The organism is Streptomyces sp. CBMA123 (assembly GCF_014596465.1).
Lineage (GTDB): Bacteria > Actinomycetota > Actinomycetes > Streptomycetales > Streptomycetaceae > Kitasatospora.
The window spans coordinates 1-23,681 of sequence record NZ_MECK01000545.1 but is presented as its reverse complement, the minus strand read 5'-3'; the positions used below and the strand labels follow the sequence as shown (position 1 = coordinate 23,681).

Sequence of the window (23,681 nt, the reverse complement as noted above, 5' to 3'; positions counted from 1 at the left end):
GGCGGGGGAACGGAGCACCGCCGGTGGGCGCGGGCTCAGCCCGGCAGCGAGTCCATGAAGGAGCTGACCGAGAACACCGCCTTGCCGGGTCCGGCCGGCCCGTAGCCGGGCGGGGAGGAGAGGCCGAACTCCTCCAGGGTGGCCCGGTAGGTCCGCAGCAGCCGGATGTGGTACTCCAGCGGCGCGCCCTGCGGGTTGGCCTTGCCCAGCGGGGTGGTGGGCTCGGGGCACCAGGTGGTGAAGCGCGGCACCACGCCGTGGGACATGAAGAAGCGCAGCCCCTCCCGGGTGGAGGCGATCGCCTCGTCGACGGTGGTGAAGCCGAAGGGCTCGGCCATCTCCACGCCCGCCACGAAGTTGGGGATCACGTTCTCCGCGCCGAACACCTCGGTGGAGTCGAGGATCCGACGGTGCCACTCGTCCCGGCCGACGTAGCGCTCCTTGCCGGGGCAGTAGAGCTCGAACAGCCGCTTGTCCCACACCTCGAAGTTGGGGTGGTAGATCTTCACGCCGTAGTCGTGGAAGCGCTGGATGTCGTCGCGCGGCAGTGCCTGGGCGACCACCTTGCCGATCCAGCGGTCGGGGAAGCGCTCCTCGATGGCCTTGGCGTACTGCCCGTAGAAGTCCGCCTCGTCCCGGCCGCCGACCTGCGAGGTGATCGCGCCGCCGGTGAGGGTGTACGCCCGGGAGGCGCGGGCGGTGTCGTGGCGGTCGATGATCTCCAGCGCCTCCAGCACCTCCTCGACCGGCTTGACCCCGGTGTACGGGCGGCCGGCGGCCTTGTGCTGGCGCCAGTTGTGGTTGATGTCGCAGTACTGGCACTCCTCCTTGGCGCCGAAGTACTGGCAGACCCGGAACACCGTGAGGTAGATCAGGTAGCCCCACTGGATGGTCGGGGCGACCTCCATCACCGACTTCCCGTTGGCCAGGGTGTGCCGGTAGTAGTCGGGCATCGGCGGCAGGCCGACGTCGGCGATCCGCGCGCCGTCGAGGTAGAGGCCGAGCGTGCCGTCCTCACCCGCGCCGACCCGGTACGGCGAGTCCGGGTTGACCCGCACCGACACGACCGTGCGGCGCAGCCCGTACGGTCCGCCGGTCAGCACCACCTCCTCCGGCGGCCGGTTCAGCGCGGCCGCGCCCAGCTCGGGCAGGGTGCGGTGGTCGAAGGAGAAGATGAAGTACGACTTCGGCTTGACCTCGCCGCTCCCGTCGGCGCCGGTGCTGCCGCTGAGGGCGGACTCGTCGAAGGCCATGCCGCCGCGCAGCAGGTCCTCCTTGATCACCGCCTCCCGGGGCACGTCGGGGAAGCGCTCCATGAGGTCCTCGACGAGGGCGGTGCGGCTGCGGGCCTGGCTCTCCATGCGCTGGTCTTCCTTCCTGGCCGCGTTCCTCGCACGGCGCCCGGCCCATTCTTCTCCTCCTTACGCGTCCGGCCCGACACCGGCCCGACACCGGCCGGACGCCGTGCGAGCGCGAAGTCCATCGCGGTGAAGCACTCCTCGTCCCGGTCGGGTTCGAGCACCCCGGTCTCGCGGGCCCGGAGCAGGTTCCGGGCCCGCGGTCTCCGGGTGGGGATGAGGCGGGCCGGCCACGGCATGGAGCAGTCCGGCATCGAGATCGCTGCCACTGGCCGTTCCGTCCAGGAGGTTCGTGTGGGCGACCAACTCGTGGCACGCGAAGGCCGATTGGTCATCCGCGTTCGAACAGCCCCCGCCACAACCGGCACAACGCGGTCGGCCACCCCGGGGCACGCCCGAAGTTCACCGGGTTGACATGGCGCGGGGGAGGGTGGGGGCGGCTGGGTCGGGTGCGGAGCGCCAAGGTGAGGGGCGGACCGATGCATGACAGGGGTACGACCGAACGCCGTCAGCATGAACGTTCACTCTATCGGGTGTAGAAGATCGTCCGTTGCGATCCGGAACGGGCTTTCGCGCCTACGGTTGGTCAGCGAGCGAGACGGGGCCCGCGGCGTGGAGTTCCCCATCGCGACGGGCGGGATGACGACCCGTCACCTCATGCGATCCCTCTCAGAGGAGGCTCCATGCCCCAGCGCATCAGAACGGTCACACCACCCCGGCCCGCTCCCGCCCCGGCGGTGGGCTCATGAGCTCCCCGGCGATCGAGCGGATCCTCCGCGGACCCACCGGACTGGGCACCGCCGGGCTGCAGTTGAGGCCGCCGGCCCCGGCTGCGGAGGTGGCGGCGCCCGCGGTCCATGCGCCTGATGTCGCGGCTCCCGAGGCCCCGACGGCCGCGCTCCCGACGGTGGAGGCCTCGCTGGTCGAGGCCGTCGCGGCGGAGGCGGTGGCGGCCGCGGCCTCGGTGCTGGAGGCCGTGCTGCCCGACCTCCAACTGCCGTCCGTCGCCACGCCGCCCTCGGCTCCGACGCTGCCGTCCGCCCCTGCCCTGCTCTTCGGCGCCCCGGCCGCGGCGCCGAGCGGTGGCAAGCCCAAGCTGGGCGACCCCATCCCGGGCCTCTACCACCACCCGATCGCCGAGCCCGACCCGGTCCGGGTGGAGGCGCTCAGCCTCAAGATCAAGGCCTGGGCCATCGACGAGATCGAGCTCTACCCGCCGGAGTGGGAGAAGGACTTCGACGGATTCTCCACCGGCCGCTACATGGTGGCCTGCCACCCCGACGCGCCGAGCGTCGACCACCTGATGCTCGCGGCCCGGCTGATGGTCGCCGAGAACGCGGTGGACGACTGCTACTGCGAGGACCTCGGCGGCTCGCCGATCGGCCTCGGCAGCCGGCTGCTGCTGGCGCACACGGCGCTGGACCCGCTGCACACCACCGCGGAGTACCACCCGGCCTGGGAGGCCTCGCTCTCCGAGGACGCGCCCCGGCGCTCGTACCGCTCGGCGATGGACTACTTCGTCCGGGCCGCCACGCCCTCCCAGGCGGACCGCTTCCGGCACGACATGGCGCGGCTGCACCTGGGGTACCTGGCCGAGGCCGCCTGGTCCGAATCCGACCACGTCCCGGAGGTGTGGGAGTACCTGGCGATGCGCCAGTTCAACAACTTCCGCCCCTGCCCGACCATCACCGACACCGTCGGCGGCTACGAGCTGCCCGCCGAGCTGCACGCGCTGCCGGCCATGCAGCGGGTGATCTCGCTGGCCGGCAACGCCACCACGATCGTCAACGACCTGTACTCGTACACCAAGGAGCTGGCCGGTCCGGGGCTCCATCTGAACCTGCCGGTGGTGATCTCCGAGCGCGAGGGCGTCTCGCGCCAGGAGGGCTACCTGAAGGCCGTCGAGGTCCACAACGAGCTGATGCACGCCTTCGAGGCCGAGTCCGCGGCGCTGGCGGTCGCCTGCCCGGTGCCGACCCTGGTGCGGTTCCTGCGCGGGGTGGCCGCGTGGCTCGACGGCAACCACCACTGGCACCAGACCAACACCCACCGGTACAGCCTGCCTGACTTCTGGTAATGCGCCGGTCGGCAGTCGCCCGTTTTCCGATAACCATCCCTGAAGAACCCTGGAGTTGACCCCTCATGTCCCTGACCGACGACATCACCACCCCCGGCAGCGCCATCCCCGGCCCGGCGACTCCGTACCAGAGCGACATCGCGCGCTACTGGAACAACGAGGCCCGCCCGGTGAACCTGCGCCTGGGCGACGTCGACGGCCTGTACCACCACCACTACGGCATCGGCGAGATCGACCAGGCGGCGATCGGCGACCCGGCGGACAGCGAGCGCGAGAAGAAGGTCATCGCCGAGCTGCACCGCCTGGAGTCCGCCCAGACCGACGTCCTGCTCGACAACCTCGGCGACATCAAGGCCGGGCACACCCTGCTGGACGCCGGCTGCGGCCGCGGCGGCTCGATGGTCATGGCCCACCAGCGCTTCGGCTGCCGGGTCGAGGGCCTGACCCTCTCCACCCAGCAGGCGGACTTCGGCAACAAGCGCGCCGCCGAGCTGGGCATCGGCGGGTTCGTCCGCTCCCGGGTCGCCAACATGCTGGACATGCCGCTGGAGAACGGCTCGGTCGCGGGCTCCTGGAACAACGAGTCCAGCATGTACGTCGACCTGCACGACCTGTTCGCCGAGCACTCCCGGGTGCTGGCGGTCGGCGGCCGGTACGTGACCATCACCGGCTGCTGGAACCCGAAGTACGGCCAGCCGTCGAAGTGGGTCTCGCAGATCAACGCCCACTTCGAGTGCAACATCCACTCCCGCCGCGAGTACCTGCGGGCGATGGCCGACAACCGCCTGGTGCCCCAGGCCGTCATCGACCTCACCCCGGACACCCTGCCGTACTGGGAGCTGCGGAACACCACCTCGCTGGTCACCGGCATCGAGGAGGCCTTCATCGAGTCCTACAAGGACGGTTCCTTCCAGTACGTGCTGATCGCGGCCGACCGGGTCTGACCCGGCCCAAGGCCGACGGGCGGCCTCCCCGCGCTGGTGCGGGGAGGCCGCCCGTCGGCCTTGCGGCTACGTGGTGCGCGCGATCTCACCCGGTCACGCGGTGCCGGGTCGGGTGAAGGTGAGGTGGGTGACCCCACTCGGGCTGGTCACCGCCTCGGTGTCGAAGCGCTGCTCCAGCCCCTCCAGCCCGGCCCAGAGCGACTCGCCCCGCCCGAGCACGACCGGCACCACGACCACGTGCAGGTGGTCGACCAGGTCGGCCTCCAGGAAGGCCCGGACGGTGCTCGGGCCGCCGCCGATCCGCACGTCCTGCCCGTCGGCCGCCTCCTTGGCCTGCCGCAGCGCCTCCTCGGGGGTGGCGTCGATGAAGTGGAAGGCCGTCCCGCCCTCCATCTCCACGCTGGGGCGCGGGTGGTGGGTGAGCACGAAGACCGGGGTGTGGAACGGCGGGTTCGGCCCCCACCAGCCCTGCCAGTCCTCGTTCTCCCACGGGCCGCGCTGCGGGCCGAACTTGTTGCGGCCCATGATCTCCACGCCGATGCCGTCGCCCCAGGCGCTGGCCATCGCGTCGTCCACCCCGGTGCTGCCGCCCTCCTTGCCCTGCATCCGGCGGAAGGTGCGGGTGCCGAAGAACCAGCGGTGCAGCCGGTCGGTGGCATGGCCGAAGGGGAGTTCCAGGCTCTGGCCCTCGCCGGTGCCGTAGCCGTCGAGGGAGATCGAGAAGTTGTGGACCCGGACCAGGGACATGGTGCTGCCTCCACTGCTCGGTGGGTTGTTCGCGGCGGCCGGCGGCCGTCCGCTCGCGGGCCACGCTAGCGCCCGGGTCCGACAATCCTGACGCTCCGTCACGACCGGGGCGTGGCGTGCCGTCGGGCGGGGCGGTGAAGGGGAGGCCGGGGCAGGGGTGGGGAAACCGTCACGCTATTGTCGTGCCTTCTTCACGAGGTGCACGCCCCGTCCGGCGATGCTGCCTCCGGCGGCCCGCACCGGCGGGCGCCACGACCGACCCCGGGGGGGACGATTCCGATGACCGTACGCCGTACCCTGGCGGGCCTGCTGGCCGCCGGCCTGCTCGCCACCGCCGCATCCCTGCTGCCCACGGCGACCCTCGCCGTCGCCGACACCGGCACCGGCGCCCTGCCGTTCGGCTCGGCCACCACCGTCGGCCTGCACAACACCTACGACCCGGCCGCCTACCAGTACCTCGCCCAGAGCCTGGACACCGGCACCGGCATGATCGAACTCGACCTCTGGACCGACGTCGTCACCCAGGAGTGGAAGGTCAGCCACTCCAACCCGCTCGGCAACTCCAACAACTGCACCGCCGCCGACACCCCGGCCCAGCTCTACGGCGGCGGCACCAACAAGAACCTGGAGCACTGCCTCGACGACGTCCGGGTCTGGCTCGGCGCCCACCCGGCAGCCGGGCCGCTGGTGGTCAAGCTGGAGGTGAAGGGCGGCTTCGCCGCGAACCTCGGGATGGGCCCCGACCAGCTCGACGCGCTGATCGCGGCCCACCTCGGCAACGCGGTGCTGCGCCCGGCCGACGTCCTGGCCAAGCCCGGCGGCGGCACCTACGCCAGCGTCGACGAGGCGGTGCGGGCGGGCAACTGGCCGAGCCGCTCCGCGCTCGCCGGGCGGGTGCTGCTCTACGCGATCCCGGGGACGGTCGAGGAGCACAACCCCTTCGACACCCTGCACACCGACGTCGAGTACGGCCGGCACCTGCGCGACCTGGCCGCGGCCGGCCGGATCGGCCAGGCCCAGCTGTTCCCGGCCGTGCACGGTGCGGCGGGCGGCGACCCGCGGAGCAAGTACACCGGCGCGGACGCCGGCATCCGCCCCTGGTTCGTGGTCTTCGACGGCGACGCGGCCACCTACCTGAACGGCATCGACAACGCCTGGTACGACCGCTCCCACTACCTGCTGGTGATGACCGACGCCCAGGCGGTCGCACCGCAGATCAGCGCCACCGACCCGAGCGTCGACCAGGCCCGCGCCCGCACCGAGCAGCTGGCCCGGGCGCACGCCAGCATCGTCTCCAGCGACTGGCGCAAGCTCCCGGCGGTGCAGTCCCTGGTGCTGACCCGGGGCTGACGCTCCGCGGTGATCCGGGGCTGACGCTGTGCGCCGGCCCGGGGCTGACGCTCCGCGGTGACCCGGGGCGGCAGGGCTCAGCGGCGAGGGCCCTCGGTGAGCCGGTCGATGTGGGCGAGGACGGCCCCGGCCCCGTCCTCGCCCGCGATGAGCCCGGCGAGGTCGGCCGCGCGGCGGCGGACCGGCTCGGCCGAGGCGGCCGTGATCGCGGCGGCGAGGCGTTCGGCGGTGAGTTCCGCGAACGGCACCGGCTCCGGGGCGACTCCCAGCCGGTGCAGCCGCGCCGCCCAGAACGGCTGGTCGGCCATCACGGGCACCGGTACGGCGGGGACCCCGGCGCGCAGCGCGGCGCCGGTGGTGCCGGCTCCGGCGTGGTGGACGACGGCGGCCGTGCGGGGGAACAGCCAGTCATGGGGCAGATCGCCGACGGAGAGGACGCCGTCGCCCACCGCCGCCAGGCCGGCCCAGCCCGCCTGGACCACCGCGCGCACCCCCGCCCGCCGCACCGCCGCCGTCACCAGCTCACCGAGCCGCTCGCCCTCCTCCGGCGCCATGCTGCCGAAACCGATGAACACCGGGGCCGGACCGGCCTGGAGGAAGTCGACCAGGTCGGCCGGGGGCTGCCAGTCCAGCGGCCGGGCGGGCCACCAGAAGCCCGCCACCTCGACCTGGGCCGGCCAGTCCGCCGGGCGCGGCGCCAGCAGCGGGCTGTAGCCGTGGACGACCGGACGGGAGTGCCCGAGCGGCTCCGGGGAGGTCGTGCCGGGCAGGCCGAGGCGCTCGCGCATCCGGGCCACGGCGCCCGAGAACAGCCGCTCCGCGCGGCGGAGCCGCTCCCGGCCGGCGGCGAGATTGCCCTTCGCCCCCAGGTCCTCGGCGCTGCCGGGGCCGGGCAGCGGGAACTCCCCGGTGGCGAAGGCGGGCGTGAGGTACGTGCCGAGGACGGGCACGCCGAAGGCCTCTCCCGCCGTCAGGCTGAGCGGTGACGGGGCGAAGGCGGTGAGCAGCAGGTCGGCTCCGCTCGCCACGGCGTCCGCCACGCCGTCGGCGAGCCCGTTCACGAACGCGGTCATCACCGCCCGGGTCTCCTCGGGGGACGTCGCCCGGGCCCTGGCGAGGATCAGCTCCTTGGGATCCCCCGGCAGCGGTCGGTACTCCAGGCCACAGGACTCGATCAGCGGCGCGAAGGTCGGGTGGGCGACCACCGAGACCCGGTGCCCGGCGTCCACCAGGCGTCGGCCCAGGCCGGTGAACGGTGCGACGTCCCCGCGGGAGCCGGTGGTGACGATCAGGATGCGCATGGGGGCGATTCTGCCCGGCGGTCCGGTCGGCCGGCACCGGACTTGACGAGCCCGCCCGACTCGCCCACGATCCCGCCTGCCCTGCCCTGCCCTGCCCTGCCCTGCCCTGCCCTGCCCACGGCGTCGGCTGCCACGGTCTGCCACGGCGGCTGGCCTGCCGGTTCAAGTCATCGACGGGTACAGCGAGTTGACCGGAGATGAAGACTCCGAACGTGCCTTCCGGCGAGCCCGGGGGCTCGCCATCCTGTGGGGCATGACCCGAACTCTACGCGCGTGGAAGACCCGTGCCGTCGCCGTCGCCGTCCTCTCCCTGGCCACCCTGGCGCCCGTCGCCGTCGCCACCGAGGCGCACGCCGCGGTGAGCGGCACGGTGTGCGTGTCCGCCCTGCCGTCCCAGGCCCGGACCACCCTCAACCTGATCGCCAAGGGCGGGCCGTTCCCGTACCGCCAGGACGGCGTGGTGTTCACCAACAAGGAGGGCGTGCTGCCCTCCCAGCGGTCCGGCTACTACCACGAGTACACCGTGGTCACGCCCGGTGCGCCGACCCGCGGCACCCGCCGGATCGTCACCGGCCAGCGCTCCCAGGAGGACTACTACACCGGCGACCACTACGCGACCTTCCGCCTGATCAACTTCGGCTGCTGACCGCGTCCATCGCTCTCCGGGCCCCGGCCGACCCTCGAGTTCCAGCGGCCGGGGCCCGCTGCCGTGCCCCGGGGGCGGGGTAGGGTCAGGCGCTGCCCACCCGCCCCGCCCCGGAGGACCCCGTGCCGCAGATCCTGGTCGACCACTCGGCCGAACTCGCCCTCGACCGCGCCGGTCTGGACGACCTGGCCGCCGCCCTGCACAAGGCCGTCACCGAGGTGATCGACACCACCGTGCCGGAGTGCAAGACCCTGTTCCGCCCGGCCCCGCACCACACCGTCGGTGACGGCACGAGCGGTGAGGCGGTGGTGCTGGCGGAGGTGAAGATCCTGGCCGGGCGGACGGCCGCGCAGCGCACCGAACTGACCGCCCGGGTGCTGGAGGTGCTGCGGGAGCACATCGCGGTGCCTGCCGCGATCGGCGTGCAGGTCACCGAACTCGACCGCGACACCTACCGCTTCGTCCACCACCCCGGCCGCTGACCGTCGCGGGCCGCCGCGGGCCGCGCCCCGGGTGCCTTCCGCTACCGTCCGGTCGAACACCGACGGTATCGTGACGAAGCCGCGGAGGGGGAAGCAGATGGTGAAGGCAGCAGCGCGCGACGCAGCGGGTGGGGCCGAGCAGCCGGGGGAGCGCGCCTCGGCCATCGCCCGCCGGGTGGACCGGCTGATGGCCCGTGAGGCGGTCAGATCCGGCGGACGCCCGCCCGCCTACCGCGAACTCGCCGACCGGATCAACCGCCTGGCCGGGCGGGACGTCATCTCCCGCGACACCGTGCGCAACCTCCACCTCGGCCTGAACCAGAAGGGCCAGGCCTGCAACCCCACGGTGGACACGCTCGACTGGCTGGGCCGGGGCTTCGGGATCGGCGCCGGCGCGAGCTACTTCCTGGACGACGCCAAGGCCGCCGTGGTCGACGAGCAACTCGACCAGCTGGAGCGGATCGCCGAGTTGACGCAGGCGCTCGGCAACGACGGGGTGGTCAGCCTGGTCAAGCGGGCCTCCGCGCTGTCGGACGGCAGCCTGCGGGTGCTGCTCTCGCTCGCCGACAACCTCCGCCGGCTGGAACAGAACGCCGGCGGCGACGCGGACACCGCCGACCGCGACACCGCCGACCGTGACACCGTCGGACGGGAGGCCGCCGACCGGAGTGCCGGCCCGCCCGACGGAAGATGAGCGGGAGCGTCGCCCCCGGGCCCGCTCCCGCCCCGCCCCCGCTCCGAAGGAACACCCTCGCCTTGGCCTTCCCCCGTGGCCTGCGCCGCCGCTGCGAGCGGCGACTCTCCGGCCTGAGCCTGCCCACCCCCTTCACCGTCGAGGGCTTCCGCGCCGCGCTGGAGCGCGAGCGGGGCCGGCGCATCGTCATGGAGCCGCTGCCCGCGCTCGGCCCCGATCTGCCCTGCGGCCTGTGGATCGCGCTGCCCAGCATCGACGTCGTCTACTACGAGGAACGCACCAGCCCGGCCCACCAGGACCTGATCAAGCTGCACGAGCTGGGCCACGTCCTGTGCGGCCACACCGGCACCCTCGAACTCTCCCGGCTGACGGCCCTGCTGCCCGATCTGACGCCCGAACTGATCGCCCAGCTGATGGGCGCGGGCCGGACGAGCTACCACACCGCCGACGAGCAGGAGGCCGAGATGCTCGCCCTGCTGCTCGCCGACCTGGTCGGCACCACCACCGACCCGGGCCCGGCCTCCGACCGCCTGGCCGCGAGCCTGCTGCACCCGATTCGCCGACCCCGGTGGAGGAAGTCCTGATGCGCCCGCTGTTCACGTGGCTGATGCCCTCGCTGATCTGGGGCGTCGTGCTCTGGCGGGCCCCCTCGGCCTTCACCACCCGGGCGAAGTGCGTGCTGTGGGCGGCCTTCGGCGCGATCGCCGTCGGGCTCAGCTGCCGGCCGGGGTTCATCGAGCGTGCGCTGGGCGAGCTCACCGGGATCCGGGACGTCACCCAGCTGCTGAAGCACCTGGCCGGGGTCGCCGCGGCGTACTTCCTGCTGGAGTACGTCCAGGAGGTCCGCCACCGCCCGGAGCGTCCCGGCGCCGCCCGTGCCCGGCTGCTGCTCACGGTGGTCGCGGGCGTCGCGCTGACCCTGCTGTTCGTCTTCGCCCTCCCGCACGACGCCGACGGCGCCTTCGGCATCGACGCCCACTTCGGCGACCCCGGGGTGAAGGCCTACCTGTACGTGTTCAACACCGTGTTCGCGCTGGCCAGTGCCCGGACGATGGTGCTGTTCTGGTCCAACCGGGCCGCCGTCCCGCCCGGGGCGCTGCGGGTCGGGGTCACCTGCCTGGCGGCGGCGGGCGCGACCGGCCTGACGTACACCCTGTACCGGTACTGGTTCACCTTCTCCCACGGGGACTCGACCCGGTTCGACGCCGACGGCAAGCCGGTGCCGCTCCAGGACACGCTGAGCGAGCTGCTGCCGGCGCTGATGCTGGTGCTGCTCGTCCTCGGCGTCACCATCCCGCCCGTCCGGGCGGTGAGCGGCTACCTGCGCGACCAGTACGCGCTGTGGCGGCTGCACCCGCTCTGGGCGGACGTGGTGGCCGCCGTCCCGCAGGTGGTGCTGGGCACCCCGAGCAGCCGGCTGCGCGACCTGCTGACCGTCCGCGACCGCTCGGTCGACCTCGCCCACCGGGCCTTCGCGATCCGGGACGCCGCGCTGGTGCTGCGCGAGGACACCCCGGCCGTCGCAGCGGGCGGGCCGGTGCTCGCCGCCGACGAGGACCTCGCCCAGGTCGAGGCCCGCTGGCTGCGCGAGGCCGTCCGCCACCGGGCCCGCGACCTCCCGGCCCCCGCTCCGCCCGCGGCCCTCGGGGCCACCACCGGGGGGCGTACTCCGCGCGAGGAGATCGCCTGGATGCTCGCCGTCGCCGCGGCCTACCGGCAGCAGGCCTGGGACCTGGACGCGGAACCCGGCGCGGATCGCGGCGGGAACCTCGGCGGAAGCTTCGCCGCGGACCTCGGCGCGGACGAAGGCGTCTAGTCCGTCAGCCCGTTGGCGGGACGAGGCCTGTCCGGCGACTTCTTTCGCCAGTCGGTGCCACCCGGGAGGTGCGGTTTCCACTCGCTGGCGATTATGATCGTCGCCTGTGCGGGGGAGCCCGCCGCTACCACCCAGGGGGCCGGGGGATGTTCAGCGCGGAGGGCAGCCGGGGCGGACCCGGTGGTGACGGTGGTTCGCCGGTGGACGCCGGAGGGGACTCCCAGTGGCACCGTCGTCCCCGTGACACGGGGTGGAGTTAGCGGGGTGCAGCCGCCCGGCCGGTACATGAGTGCCGGGGAGCCGGGCCGGCGTGCGGATCGCGCTCCCGTCCCACGGGGGTGGGCGGGAGTGCGATCCGCACGGCCGTGAATTGTTGAGGACTTGTCAAGAACCGGCGGAACGATCAGGCTGGTGCGTTCAGTCCCACCAACCCTCACGGACCACCCGAGCAACGGAGATCTGATGTCCCGCGACATCGAGGCTCCGGTCGACCCCGACCGGCAGCAGTTACGCCGTACCCGGCGGATCATCCACGCGATGACCGCCGTGGCCGTCCTCATCTCGGCCGCCCTCGGCGCCGAGGCGATGGCCGCCCCGCCGCCCGCCGTCCCACCACCGCCCTCGACGGCCGACCAGGAGCAGGGCATGCGGGCAGGCATGCCGTTCCAGGACCCGCCCGTCGCGGACGCGGGCAGCGCCGCCGACCCGAACGTGACCATCACCCTGGACGCCACCCGGAGCAGGTTCGACATCTCCGGGCGGGAGGCCTACGGAGCCGGCTACACCGGCTCGTTCGTCGCCCCCACCCTCCACGTGAACCCGGGCACGACCGTCACCGTCCACCTGGTCAACCACCTCCCGGTGGCCACCAACCTGCACTTCCACGGGCTGCACGTCTCACCCGAAGGGCAGTCCGACGACCCCTTCCTGTGCGTGGCGCCCGGCGCCGACACCACCTACCGGCTGGCGATCCCCGCCGACCACCCCCAGGGCACCTTCTGGTACCACAGCCACGCCATGGGCCCCACGTGCCCGGCACCGGGAGCCCCGGACATGGCGGGGATGTCCGGCATGGCCGGCGACGTGGAGAACCAGATCTTCGCCGGCCTGTCCGGCGCCCTGGTCGTCGGCGACGACCGCAGCCTGCTCCCGGCTGCCCTGCGCCACGTCACCGCGCACACCCTGGTGCTCAAGGACGTCCAACTCGACCCGACCGGGCACATCCTGCAGAACACCGACACCACGTCGATCGACTCGGGCAAGCCGACCGTGCGCCTGGTCAACGGCCGGCTGCGGCCGGTGCTGTCGATGCGGCCGAACGAGACCCAGCTGTGGCGCCTCGCCAACGCCGGGGCCGACATCTTCTACCAACTCCGGCTCGACGGATACCACTTCACCGTCGTCGGGGAGGACGGCGCCCCGGTCGCCCGGGTGGCCACCGCCGACACCCTGCTGCTGCCCCCTGGCAAGCGGTACGACGTCCTGGTCACCGCCGGCGCCCACCCCGCCAAGGCCGTCCTGCGCACCACCGCCTACAGCAACGGCCCCCAGGGCGACGCCTATCCGGACACCGAACTGGCCACGATCAAGATCGCCGGCGACCGGCTGCGCCGCCTGCCCGAGGTCACCGGCGCCGTCCCGACCGCCCCCGCCGACCTCGCCGCCGCCCCCGTCACCCGGCAGCGCACCGTCGACCTCTCCGAGAGCGCCGACGGCAACACCTTCTACATCAACGGCCGGCAGTTCGCGGCGGGCGAATCCGCCTTCACCACCCCGGCGAAGCTCGGCACCGTCGAGGAGTGGACCATCCTCAACCACTCCGGCGAGGACCACCCCTTCCACCTCCACACCACCGCCTTCCAGGTCCTCTCCGTCAACGGCACCCCGCAGCCCTACACCCACCGCCAGGACACCGTCCCGATACCCCACGCCGTCGACGGCACCCCCGGCGCCGTGGTGATCCGAATCGCCTTCGCCGACTACCCGGGCAAGTGGATGTTCCACTGCCACATCGCCGCCCACGAGGACCACGGCATGATGAGCTACCTCGACGTCGTCCCGTAGAAGGGTTCTGACCTGCGGAAACCCCGTCGTGGTCGACGACGCCTATTGGCGTGCCAGCCTGTGGCGGTCGGCCCAGGCGTTGATCGACGCGGCCAGCTCCTTGGGGCGGTCCTCCGGGGAGTGGTGTCCGGCCGGGCCGTGGCGGGAGACCTCCAGACCCGCGATGTTCTCCTCGCACCAGGCCACGGCACCCTGGTCGGTCATCGCGCCCGGGCCCGGCTCGAACGCGGCGAGCAGTTTGGGGACTTCGGGGCTGGCGGCCAGCCAGGCGTCGTAGCGCTCGACGCGGGCCACGACATCGGCGGGTTCGCCGTCCAGCGGCAGCATGCGCGTCCACGCCAGCACCGGGCGACGGCTCCGCGGGGTCGGAAAGGGACGGCGGTAGACCTCCAGGTCGGCAGGGTCGAGCAGCGTGGCCAGCGTCTCCGGAAGCCCCTCGATGAACAGGGACTTCTCAAGGATCATCTCCTCGCCCACCCCGGGGGTGCGCAGGAGGGTGAACAACTCCCGTCCTGCCGCCGGGAACTCGTCGCCAACCAGCGGCTTGATGATCGTCTCGGTGAAAGCGAGGCCGCGGACACGGTCCGGGAGACGGGCGGCTCGGTCGAAGGCGAGCGCGCCGCCCCAGTCGTGGCCGACGAGGACGGCCTCGGCAAGGTCCAAGGCGTCGAACCAGGCGTCGAGGTAGCGGGCGTGGTCGTCGAAGGTGTAGGCGATGTCCGGCTTGCCGGAGTCGCCCATGCCGATGAGGTCGGGGGCCAGGAGGCGGCGGCCGGGTGCGGCCACACCCGGCAGGACGTTCCGCCACAGGTGGGAGGAGGTGGGATTGCCGTGGAGGAAGACGAACGGCAGCCCGTCGGGGTCGCCGGACTCGCGGTAGTGGAGGGTGGAGTCAAGGACGGGGAGGGTGGGCATCGGGGGGTGTCACTTCGCTTTCGGTGCGGGGGATTCAGAGGTTGAGGCTCAGGACGCGGTCGACGGCGATCTCGACGACGACCAGGTCCGGCGGGGTCGGCGGGGCCGCGCGGTAACGGGCGGCGTAGCGGCGGATCGCCTCGGCCAGGCGCGCGGGATCGTCGGTGACGGCGGCCCGGCCTTCGAGGGTGACCCAGCGGAAGCCGTCCGCCTGACAGAGCGCGACACAGGCCGCCGGGCCGCCCTCCGCCACGTTTCGGGCCTTGCGGGCTCCCGCCCGGGTGGTCACCCGGGCCAGGCCGGTGGCCGCGTCGAAGGTGAAGCGGACCGGGGTGACGTGCGGGGTGCCGTCGGGGCGGACGGTGGTGAAGGTGGCCGTGTCGGGGAGAGTGAGGAACACCCGTGTGGCGGCGGGGAGTTCGACGGTCGCCCGGGTCACTTCTTCTTCACGCCCTCGTGCCAGATCAGCTTGGCGATGTTCGGCTTCACGGCCGTGGTGATGACGCCCATGTGCGCACGGACGTACCTCCGTTCCTCCAGCTCGCGCAGCATGCTCGCGGCGAGGTCGGCACGGGCGGTGAAGACGCCGTCGGCGCTGGTCTCGGCGGTGTGGAAGTCCGTGACGACGGGGTGTTCGAAGAGGCCCGAGGGCCGGACGAGAGTCCAGTCGAGGTCCGTCCGGCGGATCAGGACCTCCATGCGGCGCATGTCTTCGTGGAGGGTGCGGCCGAGACGCCGGTTCACCAGCGGGTCGAGCACGTGGTTGAAGAAGTGCGCGCCGGTGGGACGCCAGTTCGGGTCGGCGATGCTGGAGCTGACGGCGAGCAGCCGGTGGATGCCGTGCCGGGTCATGGCCCCGGTGATGGCAGCGGCGCTCGCCGAGTATGTGGTGACGGCCTCCTTGCTGAAGCGCGCGCCCAACGCGGACAGGACGGCGTCCGTCCCGGCGATCGCGGCGTCGACAGCCGCCGGATCGGTGGCGTCGGCGATCGCCACAGTGAGACCTGGCCGCTCAACGAGGGAGCCGGCGCGGCGGGTTACGGCAACGACCTCGTGGCCGGCCGAGAGAGCCTGGTCGGTGAGGTGGCGGCCGGTCGGTCCGGCGGCGCCGAAGACTGCGATACGCATGGTGTCGGGTCATCCCTTCGGGTGGGTCCTGGAACGCCCTTGACTGTGCCGATCACGAAGCGCAAGGCTCAACGCCGATGAATAACTCCGCCCCCACCCCAGCCCGCACCCGAGGCCGCCCCCGCGGCAACCCGCCGACCCGCGAGTCGATCGTCTCCGCGGCCCGCGCGTTGTTCCTGGAACGCGGCTACCGGCGCACCACCTTGCGCGCGGTGGCCGAGGCTGCCGGGGTCGACCCGGCGCTGATCTCGTACCACTTCGGTTCGAAAAAGGGCCTGTTCGCGGACGTGATGCAGTTCCAGTGCGCCAACGCGCTGGCGGTGGACGAGGTCCTCGGCGGCGATCCGGCCACCCTTCCCGACCGCCTGATCGACGCGGTGACGGACCTGTGGGAAGACGCCGACTTCCGTCAACTCACCACCCAGGGCGACGAGGCTGCGGAAGTGCTTCGCGAATACCTGGAACACGAGCTGCTGGCCCGGCTTGTTGAATTCCTCGGAGGCCGGGACGCCACCGCCCGCGCCACGGCCGTGGTGACGATCCTCGGAGGCCTCATCTACACCCGCTACCTCAACCCCCTGCCCGCCCTCGCCAACCTCACCCCGTCCGAGACCCGCCACCTCCTCACCCCGGCGCTGCGCACGGCGTTGGCCCCGAGGCCGCGCACCGCGGCGACCACCAGAGCGGGCGGGCGGATCTCTTAGCGGTGGTGCCGCGCCGGGAGCCCGCGCGGTCGAGCCTCTGCCCATCTCCGCTGCCTCGGTCTTGCGGGTGTCTGTCTGCGATGACGGCAACACGCCACGGGAGGCTTGGTGGCTGCCGACAGGAACGCGAAGGGCACGCGGGCACAGCAGGCTGTGTTCGTCGGCCCGCATCAGTTGTTGCGACCATTGGGCGAGGGCGGGATGGGGGAGGTGTACCTGGTCTCGCTGGGCGGCGAGCTCATTGGCACCCGCTCCTCCCGGCTGACTCCGGCCGATCTGCGCCAGCTCGTCATGCGCGGCGCCCGCATCGGCGGTGCCGAACCCGGCCTACCCTCCGCTGCCCAGGCCGGGCCGCGGCAGGTCATCGAGGTGGACCGGACCGTCAACCGGGACGGAGACATCCAGCTCGCCGGACAGCGGATCCTGCTGGCCGCCCACTTAGCGGGCCAGCAGATCACCCTGCGCTTCGAAGGCCGAGTCCTCCACGTGATCGCGGGCGGCTACCTCGTGAAGACCCTGGCCTGCCCGATCGAGGAAGGTCAAGCGATCCGCCATCGTCGGCGCCCGCGTGGCTGCGGCCCAGTTGCCCCCACCGCCACCCGGGCCGCAGCAAGCGGTCAGGAAGGTTCCGAAGGACGGTGTCACCATGGTCGCCAACCAGTGTCTACGTGTCGGGGCCTCCCACGCCGGCAAGACCGTCACCATCGTCATCGAGGACACTGCCTTCCGCGTCCTTGACGGAGACGTCGAACTGTCGGTTCACCCCCGCAGGACCACCGGTCCGGTCTCGCGCTTCCGTCCCATGCCCGAGCAACGGACCGGCGGTCACTGAGCTCGGTCAGGCGCGCATCGAAGATCGACCGTGACCATTCATGAAGAGCAGGCAAGACCTACGGCTCAAGCCTCCTCGACCAGTCCGCAGGCGGAGGGGAACGCCTCCAAGAACTCGCGCCGATCGGGATCGGTCTCGGCTTCGGCCAGATTCCCGATCACCGACAGGAGCCGGTCGAGTTGCTCGGGCGACAGGCCCTTGAGCACCGAGGCGGCGCTCTCCAGCACCCTCACCGCAGAGTCGGAATCCACCTCGTCCTCATCACAGCTGTCAAGGAACCAGAGGTTGTCAACGAGGAGTCCGGCAAGGACGGGAACCAGAGGATCGATATCGGTCACCCGGAGAATCTAGCCTGAGCCGAGCCGGGTGTTTCCAGCACCACCTTGACCTCGGTGAGACCCGGACAACCATGTCCTGGGACCGTCAACGATGTCCCAGTGCCGAACTGTCCAAGATCACCTGGGACCTCACACAGCGGGGAGTCTGCCGTGTCAGCTGACACTCCCTCGGCTGAACAATGGCATTGACCAGGGTGGGCGGGACAGGGATCGTATGCCCATGACGGACAGCACCTGGCTCAACCGCGATCACCAGCTCATCCCCGGCACGGAGCTCTTTCGCAGCGAGCGCAGGTTCCACCTCCTGGCCTACACGGCGAGCCACGGCCAGCTCCTGATGCGGAGCGTCGGCCGACCCGACGAACCTGGCGAGCCCGAGACAACGATTGACGTGCTGTTCAAGCCCGCCGCCGTGGTGAAGATCAGTGCCGACTACCGCGGCTTGGCGATCAGATGCGCGACCGAGGCCGAGAGCGAGCAGGTCAAGGCCAACCACGCCGGCATGTCCTTCGGCCGGGACGATCACGTTTTCGTTCTGGAGAGCCAGGGCGAGTCCGGCTACGTGGTCGCCATGGCCGTCGGCTGGACGGAAGGAGTCCTCGGCCGAACGCGCCAAAGCTTCTTCAACGAGTTCGACCCCGACAGGCCGATCTGGCCCAGCCGGCCTCTCTCCGGGGTCGACGCCGGCCTCGACATCGCCTCGCCCCAGGAACTCATCGACGCACTGTCGACGGAAGAGAGCGCCACGCTCCGCCGCGAGCGTCACCGCCGCGTCTACGTCGTCATGACGCGGGTGATCCGCCCCGACGGGCCCGACGTCACCGGAGCGGGCGTCTTCCTGACCAAAGCCGACGCCGAGGACGCCCAAGCCGTGATCACCGCGAAGTCGATCGACTGCTGGATCGAGGAGCTCCCGATAGCGCTCTGACCGGGATCCGCTCAGGAACCCTCGAAAGTGCAGAGAAGGATCACCGCCTCGTGCGGGCAGGAGGCCTTCCTCGACGGCCACGAGAAGGGCGGCGTCGAGGGCCAGGTCGGCTACTGGCGCCGCAACTACCTCACCCCCGTCCCTCGCCTCGACTCCCTTGATGAGCTCAACGACGCCTTCGCCGCGTCCGAACAGGCCGAGGAGAACCGGCGGATCGGCATGCGGATCCGGACCATCGGCCAGGACGTCGCCCAGGCGGCCCCGCTCCTGCTGCCCCTCCCCGGCGACGCGTTCGAGACCGGGCTCGCCTTCACCCCGCGCGTCGACCGAAACGGCATGGTCGCTGTCCGGGTCTTCGGTCCCGGCCCGCTGCATCGGCCGCACCGTTCACGTCCTGCTCTGCTCGAACGAGGTCGTCGTCTTCCACCGTCGCACCGAGATCGCCCGCCACTCGCGCCTGACCACGAAGGCCGCCGAGCGGGTGGTGCTGGAGCACTTCCTGGAGGTCCCGCCGGCCAAGCCGGGAGCCCTGGCCGGCTCCGAGGCACTCGACCAGGCCCGCCGCGCGGGCACCTTCACCCCCCCGCTCACGAGGCGTTCTGATCCGTCAGGCGGCCGTGCGGCTGCGTCGGTAGTCTCGGCGGGTGTCGTTGACTCAGTACGTCTACTTTGCGGTCTCCAGCGTGGGCACCAGTGCCGACGAGATCACCCAGCTGCTTGGCGTGGAACCGGACGAAGTCACGGTGCGGGGGAGTCTGACCGCCTCACCTCACACCATCCCGTTCTGTCACTGCTGGAAGCTTGTCTGCCGCGAGCCCGGCCTGCCGGTCGATGAGCAGATCGACCAGCTCCTCGGCAGGCTCCGGCCCCGCATGGAGGTGCTGACCAATCTGACGACCCGTCTCGCAGCCGAGGAGGGTCCTGGGGGCGCGATTCTGCAGGTCCACCGCTACTTCAACCGGCATGACGGGCGGCCCTCCGGCTCGCCGGACGACACGAACCTCTACGGCTGGCGCCTGGACGGCGCGGTGGTGGACTTCCTCGCCGCAACCGGCGCAGAACTGGATGTCGGCGAACACGACATGACGCCCGGCGACGACTGACACCCATGCGGGCCGGGTCAGGACTGCCGATCTCGAAGGTCGGTTGGGAGCCGACGTGCTCCACCAGGTGGTGGTTCCTGACCTCGGCGCGGTGCGCGGCCGCCTCCCGGACTGCCGACTGCCGAGTACTCGCCCGTGACACCGGGTACTGCCCGAACAGTGATCCGACCGCACCGAGTGCAACTCCCGCCAGGGACAGAACCGCCGGCCCCGGACTCCCCCAGGATCCCGTGCCTGGAGTCTCCCAGCAGCGCCCTGCCCCCACCCAGAGGCCCCGAGGTCCGGCCACGCTTCCGACTCCAGGCGGATCTTGCAGCCAGTAGTGACGGGACAGCCCTTGGACTCCAGCCGCCCTTCCCCAGCCTCGGCCGCGAGGCCGTCGTCCGGCTGCTTCCGTCGGCACCGCGGTCGCACCCGAACTGCCGCACCGGCCACGTCCGTTCGAACCGGTCATCATGTGTGTGATGGAGATGCTCGACAAGGCCACCTTCGCCCAGGTGCCGCTGGAGGAGACCGGTGACCCGGCACTGCCCGTACGCGTCTCGGCCGACGCCGGCGACCTCTGCCGCGTCGGCACGTCTCCGCGGGGGCTCACTCCCTGCCTCTGTCCACCCCACCCCCGGAAGCCGGTCCGACCGGTCGTGGGGGGAGGGCCGATCGGCCCTCCCCGGGGGAGGGAACCGAGTGGGACCGGTGCCGTGCCTCGGGACGTCAGGCGCGGTGGGTGAGGCTCGCGCGCACGCCGTAGGCGGCGGCGCCGAGGGCGAGCACCGCGGCGCCCCACAGCACCGAGGCCCAGGGGAGGGCGAAGGCCAGCACCACGCACCCGGCCAGCCCGAGCGCCGGAACCACCCGCGGCGGGCGGCCCTCGGCGGGGGTGAGGGTCCAGGCGGAGGCGTTGGCGACGGCGTAGTAGGCGAGCACTCCGAAGGAGGAGAAGCCGATCGCGCCGCGCAGGTCCGCGACGGAGGCCAGGACGGCGACGACGGCGCCGACGGTGAGTTCGGCGCGGTGCGGGACGGCGAAGCGGGGGTGGACGGCGGCGAGCCGGTGGGGCAGGTGCCGGTCGCGGGCCATCGCCAGGACGGTGCGCGAGACGCCGAGGATCAGCGCGAGCAGGGAGCCGAGGGCCGCCACCGCGGCGCCGACGCGCACCACCGGGGCCAGGCCGGGCACCCCGGCGGCCCGGACCGCCTCCGTCAGCGGCGCGGTGGTGTGGGCCAGCCGCTCGGGGCCGAGGACGGCCAGGACGGCGAGCGCGACCACGGCGTAGACCACCAGGGTGATGCCCAGCGCGAGCGGGATGGCGCGGGGGATGGTCCGGCGCGGGTCGCGGACCTCCTCACCGAGGGTGGCGATGCGCGCGTACCCGGCGAACGCGAAGAACAGGAACCCCGCCGCCTGGAGCACCCCGTGGAAGCCGGCGTCCGCTCCGACGGCCCAGCGGCCGGTGTCGGCGCCGGAGCCGCTGAGGCAGGCGGTGACGACGGCGGCGAGCACGGACAGGACGACGGCGACGATCACCCGCGTCAGCCAGGCGGCCTTCTGCACGCCGACGTAGTTCACCGCCGTCAGGGCCACCACCGCCGCGACCGCCACCGCGTGCGCCTGAGCAGGCCACAGGTACGACCCGACGGTGAGCGCCATCGCTGCGCAGGACGCGGTCTTGCCGACCACGAACCCCCACCCGGCCAGGTAGCCCCAGAAGTCCCCGAGCCGCTCGCGCCCGTACACGTACGTCCCGCCGGACTGCGGGTAGCGGGCGGCCAGGCGTGCGGAGGAGGTGGCGTTGCAGTAGGCGACCACGGCCGCCAGCGCCAGGCCGAGCAGCAGTCCGGAGCCGGCCGCCGCTGCCGCGGGGGCGAGCGCGGCGAAGATCCCGGCGCCGATCATCGACCCCAGCCCGATCACCACCGCGTCGAACACGCCCAGGTGCCGCCGCAGCTCCTCCGGGCCGGCCGTTGGTGCCGATGAACTCATGGATCCGTGCCTTCCGACGGTCTTCGGTGTCGGCGCGCACCCTACTGGACGGAGAACGCCGCCTCCGCGCGAGGTCGGCCACCGGGCTCCCGGGGCGACCGCCGTCGCGTCCGGCCGCCTTGCCGCTGCGCCGCCTTGCCGCCCTGGCCGGGATCGCCGCGGGCCGGCGAACTCTCGACCAGGGCGGGCAGGCGTGACGCCAGGACCTCGGGGTCGGTGAGGCGGGACGTGCGGGTCTGGACGACGTCGGCGCCGTGGGGCCCGGCGGGCCGGGGTACGTGCCCGCTCAGATCAGCCCCGCGCCCCAGGCGCGGGCGCGGTCGAGTTCGCCGGCGCGCAGCGGGCCGTCGTTCTTCTCCACGATGAAGCCCTCGGGCTCGGCGACCACGTCGTAGTGGTGGCGGGAGAGCCGGTGGGCGATGCCGTTGGCGGCGCCGCCGGCCCGGGGCATGTCGGCCCGGGTGTCGAACGCGGCGGCGTAGGTGCCGGACTCGGTCTGCGGCAGGGCGTGGAACCAGGCCCGCAGGCCCGGCCCCTCGGCGGTCTCCCGTGCCTCGGCGGTGGCCGCCTCACGGTCCTCCTGGTGGGCCTCGGCGGTGACGGCCATCCTCCGGCTGAGCCCGGAGGACATGCCGTGCATGTGGGTGGGTCCGCCGACCACCAGCAGGTCCGCGGACCGGGTGGTCTCCGGGTCCGCCTCGGCCACCGGGAGGCAGTCCACGGCCGCCCCGGGATCGGCCTGGTGAACGCCCTCGGCGATCGCCTCGGCGATCTCCCGGGTGTTGCCGTACATGCTCTCGTACACGATCACGGTGTGCATGGTCTCCACCTTTCGTCCTTCCCGGGCCGCTCCGGAGCAGGGTCCGGGCACGGGCTGTTCGGCCCGCATCGGGCCGTCGTACGGTGTGGCTCAGCCCGGGGCGGCGGGCACCGTGATGACCGGGCAGTCGGCGCGGTGCAGCAGGCCGTGCGGGACGGAGCCGAGGCGCATGCCGGTGAAGCCGCCGTTGCCGCGACGGCCGACGATGACGGCGAGGGCGTGCTCGGAGGCGATGCCGAGTTCCTCGACCGGGTGGCCGTGCACCAGCTCGTGGGTGACCTTCACGTCGGGGTGGCGGTCCTGCCGGCCGGAGGTGGATTCGAAGAGCAGCCGCCGGAGGAGCTGTACGGTGGCGTGTTCGTCGAGGTTGCCGACCGGTGGGCGGTGCCAGACCCACAGGATGCGCAGGGCGGCCCGCCGCTCGTCGGCGAGGTCGAAGGCGAAATCGACGGCGGCGTCCGAGGAGGGGCTGCCGTCCACGCCGAGCACGAGGTAGGGCGGGTCCTGGGTGGTGTGCTCGGGGCCGCGGACGACGGCCACCGGGCAGTGGGCCTGGGCGCTGACCGGTACGGCCACCGAGTAGGCACTCAGTGCCTCCGCCGTGCGGCCCAGCCGCCGGGAGCCCAGGACCACCAGCGCGGCATCGCGGGACTCCCGGCACAGGGCCGGGGCCGGGACGTCCTCACTGAGGTCCGTCGTCAGCGCCAGACCGGGGTGGCGGGCCCAGGCCACGGCGGCAGCCCGGTCCAGCGCCTGTTCGGCGCGCTCGACCAGGGCCTTGTGGTAGCGGCCCTGGTCGAAGGGGCGGAACTCGCGGAACACCGACGGGACGGCGTGCACCAGCCGCAGCGGCAGGTTGCGGCGGTCGGCCTCGTCGGCGGCCCAGGCGGCGGTCATGCTGCCGGTGTCACGCGCGTCGACGCCGAGGACGACGGATCGGAGGCCGTCGTGGGGGCTTGCGGATGTCATGGCTCCTCCTCGGTCCTGCTGCGGCCGGATCCTGATCCCACGCTAGGCGGGCCCGGCACCGGCCACGAGGGCCGACCGGCCCAGGGCCCGGGGCCCGGCGTACCCACCTGCGCCGCCCGGTCGCGATCTGGCTCGCCCGCAGCGGCAGTGCCAGGCCGAACAGCGGGCCGGCCGGCATCACCAGGATCTCGGCCGCTCCGCCGGCCGGCCCGTACACCAGGAAGCGGCGGATGGTGCGGATGGTGTCGTAGACCCGGCGGCCCTCCGCCGCTGATGTCGAGCTTCTGCCGGGCGTGGATCCGGCAGGGGCCGGACGGACCCGGGGCCCCGGTCCTGGTGGCCCCGGCGCCGGGGTCCCGAGTGGTGGATCCGGTCACGGAAGGCCGGGCCGGGACCAGCCGGGACCAGGGGCCCGGAACGGGTGGACCCTCGGGACCCGGCGGCGGGGCCGTCAGGCCCTCGGGGGAGCGGGGGCGGATCGGAAG

At 72.6% G+C, this 23,681-nt stretch carries 23 protein-coding genes and 1 pseudogene; 14 read left to right on the top strand and 10 right to left on the bottom strand.

Annotation, left to right across the window (positions count from 1 at the left end):
• Positions 1-35: 35 nt before the first annotated feature.
• On the bottom strand, positions 36-1,361 hold the full coding sequence (locus tag BG452_RS36310; protein WP_188308600.1) for a radical SAM protein: 1,326 nt from the start codon (positions 1,359-1,361) through the stop codon (positions 36-38).
• Positions 1,362-2,103: 742 nt separating this feature from the next.
• Between BG452_RS36310 and BG452_RS36305 the strand changes: the two genes are divergently transcribed.
• Positions 2,104-3,435, top strand: a complete 1,332-nt coding sequence (locus tag BG452_RS36305) for a family 2 encapsulin nanocompartment cargo protein terpene cyclase (RefSeq protein WP_223243240.1) — start codon at positions 2,104-2,106, stop codon at positions 3,433-3,435.
• Between the two features lie 65 nt (positions 3,436-3,500).
• Complete coding sequence (locus BG452_RS36300; RefSeq protein ID WP_188308599.1) at positions 3,501-4,379, top strand: geranyl diphosphate 2-C-methyltransferase; 879 nt, start codon at positions 3,501-3,503, stop codon at positions 4,377-4,379.
• A 93-nt stretch (positions 4,380-4,472) separates the two neighbouring features.
• Here BG452_RS36300 and BG452_RS36295 read toward each other — a convergent pair whose 3' ends face one another.
• The gene (locus BG452_RS36295) at positions 4,473-5,126 is read right to left on the bottom strand and encodes a dihydrofolate reductase family protein (RefSeq protein WP_188308598.1); all 654 of its coding nucleotides are present in this window, start codon (positions 5,124-5,126) and stop codon (positions 4,473-4,475) included.
• 279 nt (positions 5,127-5,405) lie between these two features.
• Between BG452_RS36295 and BG452_RS36290 the strand changes: the two genes are divergently transcribed.
• On the top strand, positions 5,406-6,476 hold the full coding sequence (locus BG452_RS36290) for a phosphatidylinositol-specific phospholipase C domain-containing protein (protein ID WP_188308597.1): 1,071 nt from the start codon (positions 5,406-5,408) through the stop codon (positions 6,474-6,476).
• A 77-nt stretch (positions 6,477-6,553) separates the two neighbouring features.
• Here the strand turns inward: BG452_RS36290 and BG452_RS36285 are convergent, their stop codons facing one another.
• Positions 6,554-7,777: a glycosyltransferase gene (locus BG452_RS36285; protein ID WP_188308596.1), complete on the bottom strand. Its 1,224-nt coding sequence runs from the start codon at positions 7,775-7,777 to the stop codon at positions 6,554-6,556.
• Positions 7,778-8,030: 253 nt separating this feature from the next.
• Here BG452_RS36285 and BG452_RS36280 point away from each other — a divergent pair, with 253 nt between their 5' ends.
• The 6 genes from BG452_RS36280 to BG452_RS36255 all read left to right on the top strand — a co-directional run bounded on the left by BG452_RS36280 (position 8,031) and on the right by BG452_RS36255 (position 13,479).
• Positions 8,031-8,423: a ribonuclease gene (locus BG452_RS36280; protein ID WP_188308595.1), complete on the top strand. Its 393-nt coding sequence runs from the start codon at positions 8,031-8,033 to the stop codon at positions 8,421-8,423.
• 122 nt (positions 8,424-8,545) lie between these two features.
• Positions 8,546-8,905, top strand: a complete 360-nt coding sequence (locus tag BG452_RS36275; protein ID WP_188308594.1) for a 5-carboxymethyl-2-hydroxymuconate Delta-isomerase — start codon at positions 8,546-8,548, stop codon at positions 8,903-8,905.
• Between the two features lie 97 nt (positions 8,906-9,002).
• Positions 9,003-9,599, top strand: a complete 597-nt coding sequence (locus tag BG452_RS36270) for a hypothetical protein (RefSeq protein WP_188308593.1) — start codon at positions 9,003-9,005, stop codon at positions 9,597-9,599.
• 62 nt (positions 9,600-9,661) lie between these two features.
• Positions 9,662-10,183, top strand: coding sequence for a hypothetical protein (locus BG452_RS36265; protein ID WP_188308592.1), 522 nt, complete (start codon positions 9,662-9,664; stop codon positions 10,181-10,183).
• Positions 10,183-11,415, top strand: coding sequence for an MAB_1171c family putative transporter (locus BG452_RS36260; protein ID WP_188308591.1), 1,233 nt, complete (start codon positions 10,183-10,185; stop codon positions 11,413-11,415). The genes BG452_RS36265 and BG452_RS36260 overlap by 1 nt, the downstream gene beginning before the upstream one ends.
• Before the next feature lie 462 nt (positions 11,416-11,877).
• On the top strand, positions 11,878-13,479 hold the full coding sequence (locus BG452_RS36255; RefSeq protein WP_223243239.1) for a multicopper oxidase family protein: 1,602 nt from the start codon (positions 11,878-11,880) through the stop codon (positions 13,477-13,479).
• Positions 13,480-13,521: 42 nt separating this feature from the next.
• On the opposite strand, the gene BG452_RS36250 is transcribed toward BG452_RS36255, so the two are convergent.
• From BG452_RS36250 to BG452_RS36240, 3 genes are read right to left on the bottom strand one after another with little or no spacing between them, the layout of a single operon-like run.
• Entirely contained in the window at positions 13,522-14,394 is an 873-nt protein-coding gene (locus tag BG452_RS36250) for a haloalkane dehalogenase (RefSeq protein WP_188308590.1), read from the bottom strand.
• Positions 14,395-14,428: 34 nt separating this feature from the next.
• Positions 14,429-14,833 (bottom strand): pyridoxamine 5'-phosphate oxidase family protein, encoded by a 405-nt coding sequence (locus BG452_RS36245; protein WP_188308589.1) that lies wholly within the window; start codon positions 14,831-14,833, stop codon positions 14,429-14,431.
• Positions 14,830-15,522 (bottom strand): NAD(P)-dependent oxidoreductase, encoded by a 693-nt coding sequence (locus BG452_RS36240; RefSeq protein WP_188308588.1) that lies wholly within the window; start codon positions 15,520-15,522, stop codon positions 14,830-14,832. Before BG452_RS36240 ends, BG452_RS36245 begins: the two co-directional genes overlap by 4 nt.
• Positions 15,523-15,599: 77 nt before the next feature.
• Between BG452_RS36240 and BG452_RS36235 the strand changes: the two genes are divergently transcribed.
• Complete coding sequence (locus tag BG452_RS36235) at positions 15,600-16,226, top strand: TetR/AcrR family transcriptional regulator (RefSeq protein WP_188308587.1); 627 nt, start codon at positions 15,600-15,602, stop codon at positions 16,224-16,226.
• Between the two features lie 108 nt (positions 16,227-16,334).
• A complete protein-coding gene (locus tag BG452_RS36230) occupies positions 16,335-16,964 on the top strand; it encodes a hypothetical protein (RefSeq protein WP_188308586.1) in 630 nt (209 codons plus the stop codon).
• A gap of 159 nt (positions 16,965-17,123) precedes the next feature.
• Here the strand turns inward: BG452_RS36230 and BG452_RS36225 are convergent, their stop codons facing one another.
• Complete coding sequence (locus BG452_RS36225) at positions 17,124-17,396, bottom strand: hypothetical protein (RefSeq protein WP_188308585.1); 273 nt, start codon at positions 17,394-17,396, stop codon at positions 17,124-17,126.
• A gap of 220 nt (positions 17,397-17,616) precedes the next feature.
• Here BG452_RS36225 and BG452_RS36220 point away from each other — a divergent pair, with 220 nt between their 5' ends.
• The 3 genes and pseudogenes from BG452_RS36220 (at position 17,617) to BG452_RS36210 (ending at position 19,427) form a co-directional block, all read left to right on the top strand.
• Positions 17,617-18,324, top strand: a complete 708-nt coding sequence (locus BG452_RS36220; RefSeq protein ID WP_188308584.1) for a hypothetical protein — start codon at positions 17,617-17,619, stop codon at positions 18,322-18,324.
• Positions 18,325-18,484: 160 nt separating this feature from the next.
• Positions 18,485-18,742 (top strand): annotated as a pseudogene (locus BG452_RS48250) (hypothetical protein); the annotation flags it as partial.
• Between the two features lie 226 nt (positions 18,743-18,968).
• Positions 18,969-19,427 carry a DUF4279 domain-containing protein gene (locus BG452_RS36210; protein WP_188308582.1) on the top strand — a complete coding sequence of 153 codons (459 nt, stop codon included), beginning with the start codon at positions 18,969-18,971 and terminating at the stop codon, positions 19,425-19,427.
• Between the two features lie 711 nt (positions 19,428-20,138).
• Here the strand turns inward: BG452_RS36210 and BG452_RS36205 are convergent.
• The 3 genes from BG452_RS36205 to BG452_RS36195 form a co-directional block, all read right to left on the bottom strand.
• Positions 20,139-21,407: an APC family permease gene (locus tag BG452_RS36205; protein ID WP_188308581.1), complete on the bottom strand. Its 1,269-nt coding sequence runs from the start codon at positions 21,405-21,407 to the stop codon at positions 20,139-20,141.
• Positions 21,408-21,693: 286 nt separating this feature from the next.
• A complete protein-coding gene (locus BG452_RS36200) occupies positions 21,694-22,227 on the bottom strand; it encodes a flavodoxin family protein (protein ID WP_188308580.1) in 534 nt (177 codons plus the stop codon).
• A 90-nt stretch (positions 22,228-22,317) separates the two neighbouring features.
• Positions 22,318-23,196, bottom strand: coding sequence for a universal stress protein (locus tag BG452_RS36195; RefSeq protein WP_188308579.1), 879 nt, complete (start codon positions 23,194-23,196; stop codon positions 22,318-22,320).
• Between the last annotated feature and the right edge of the window lie 485 nt (positions 23,197-23,681).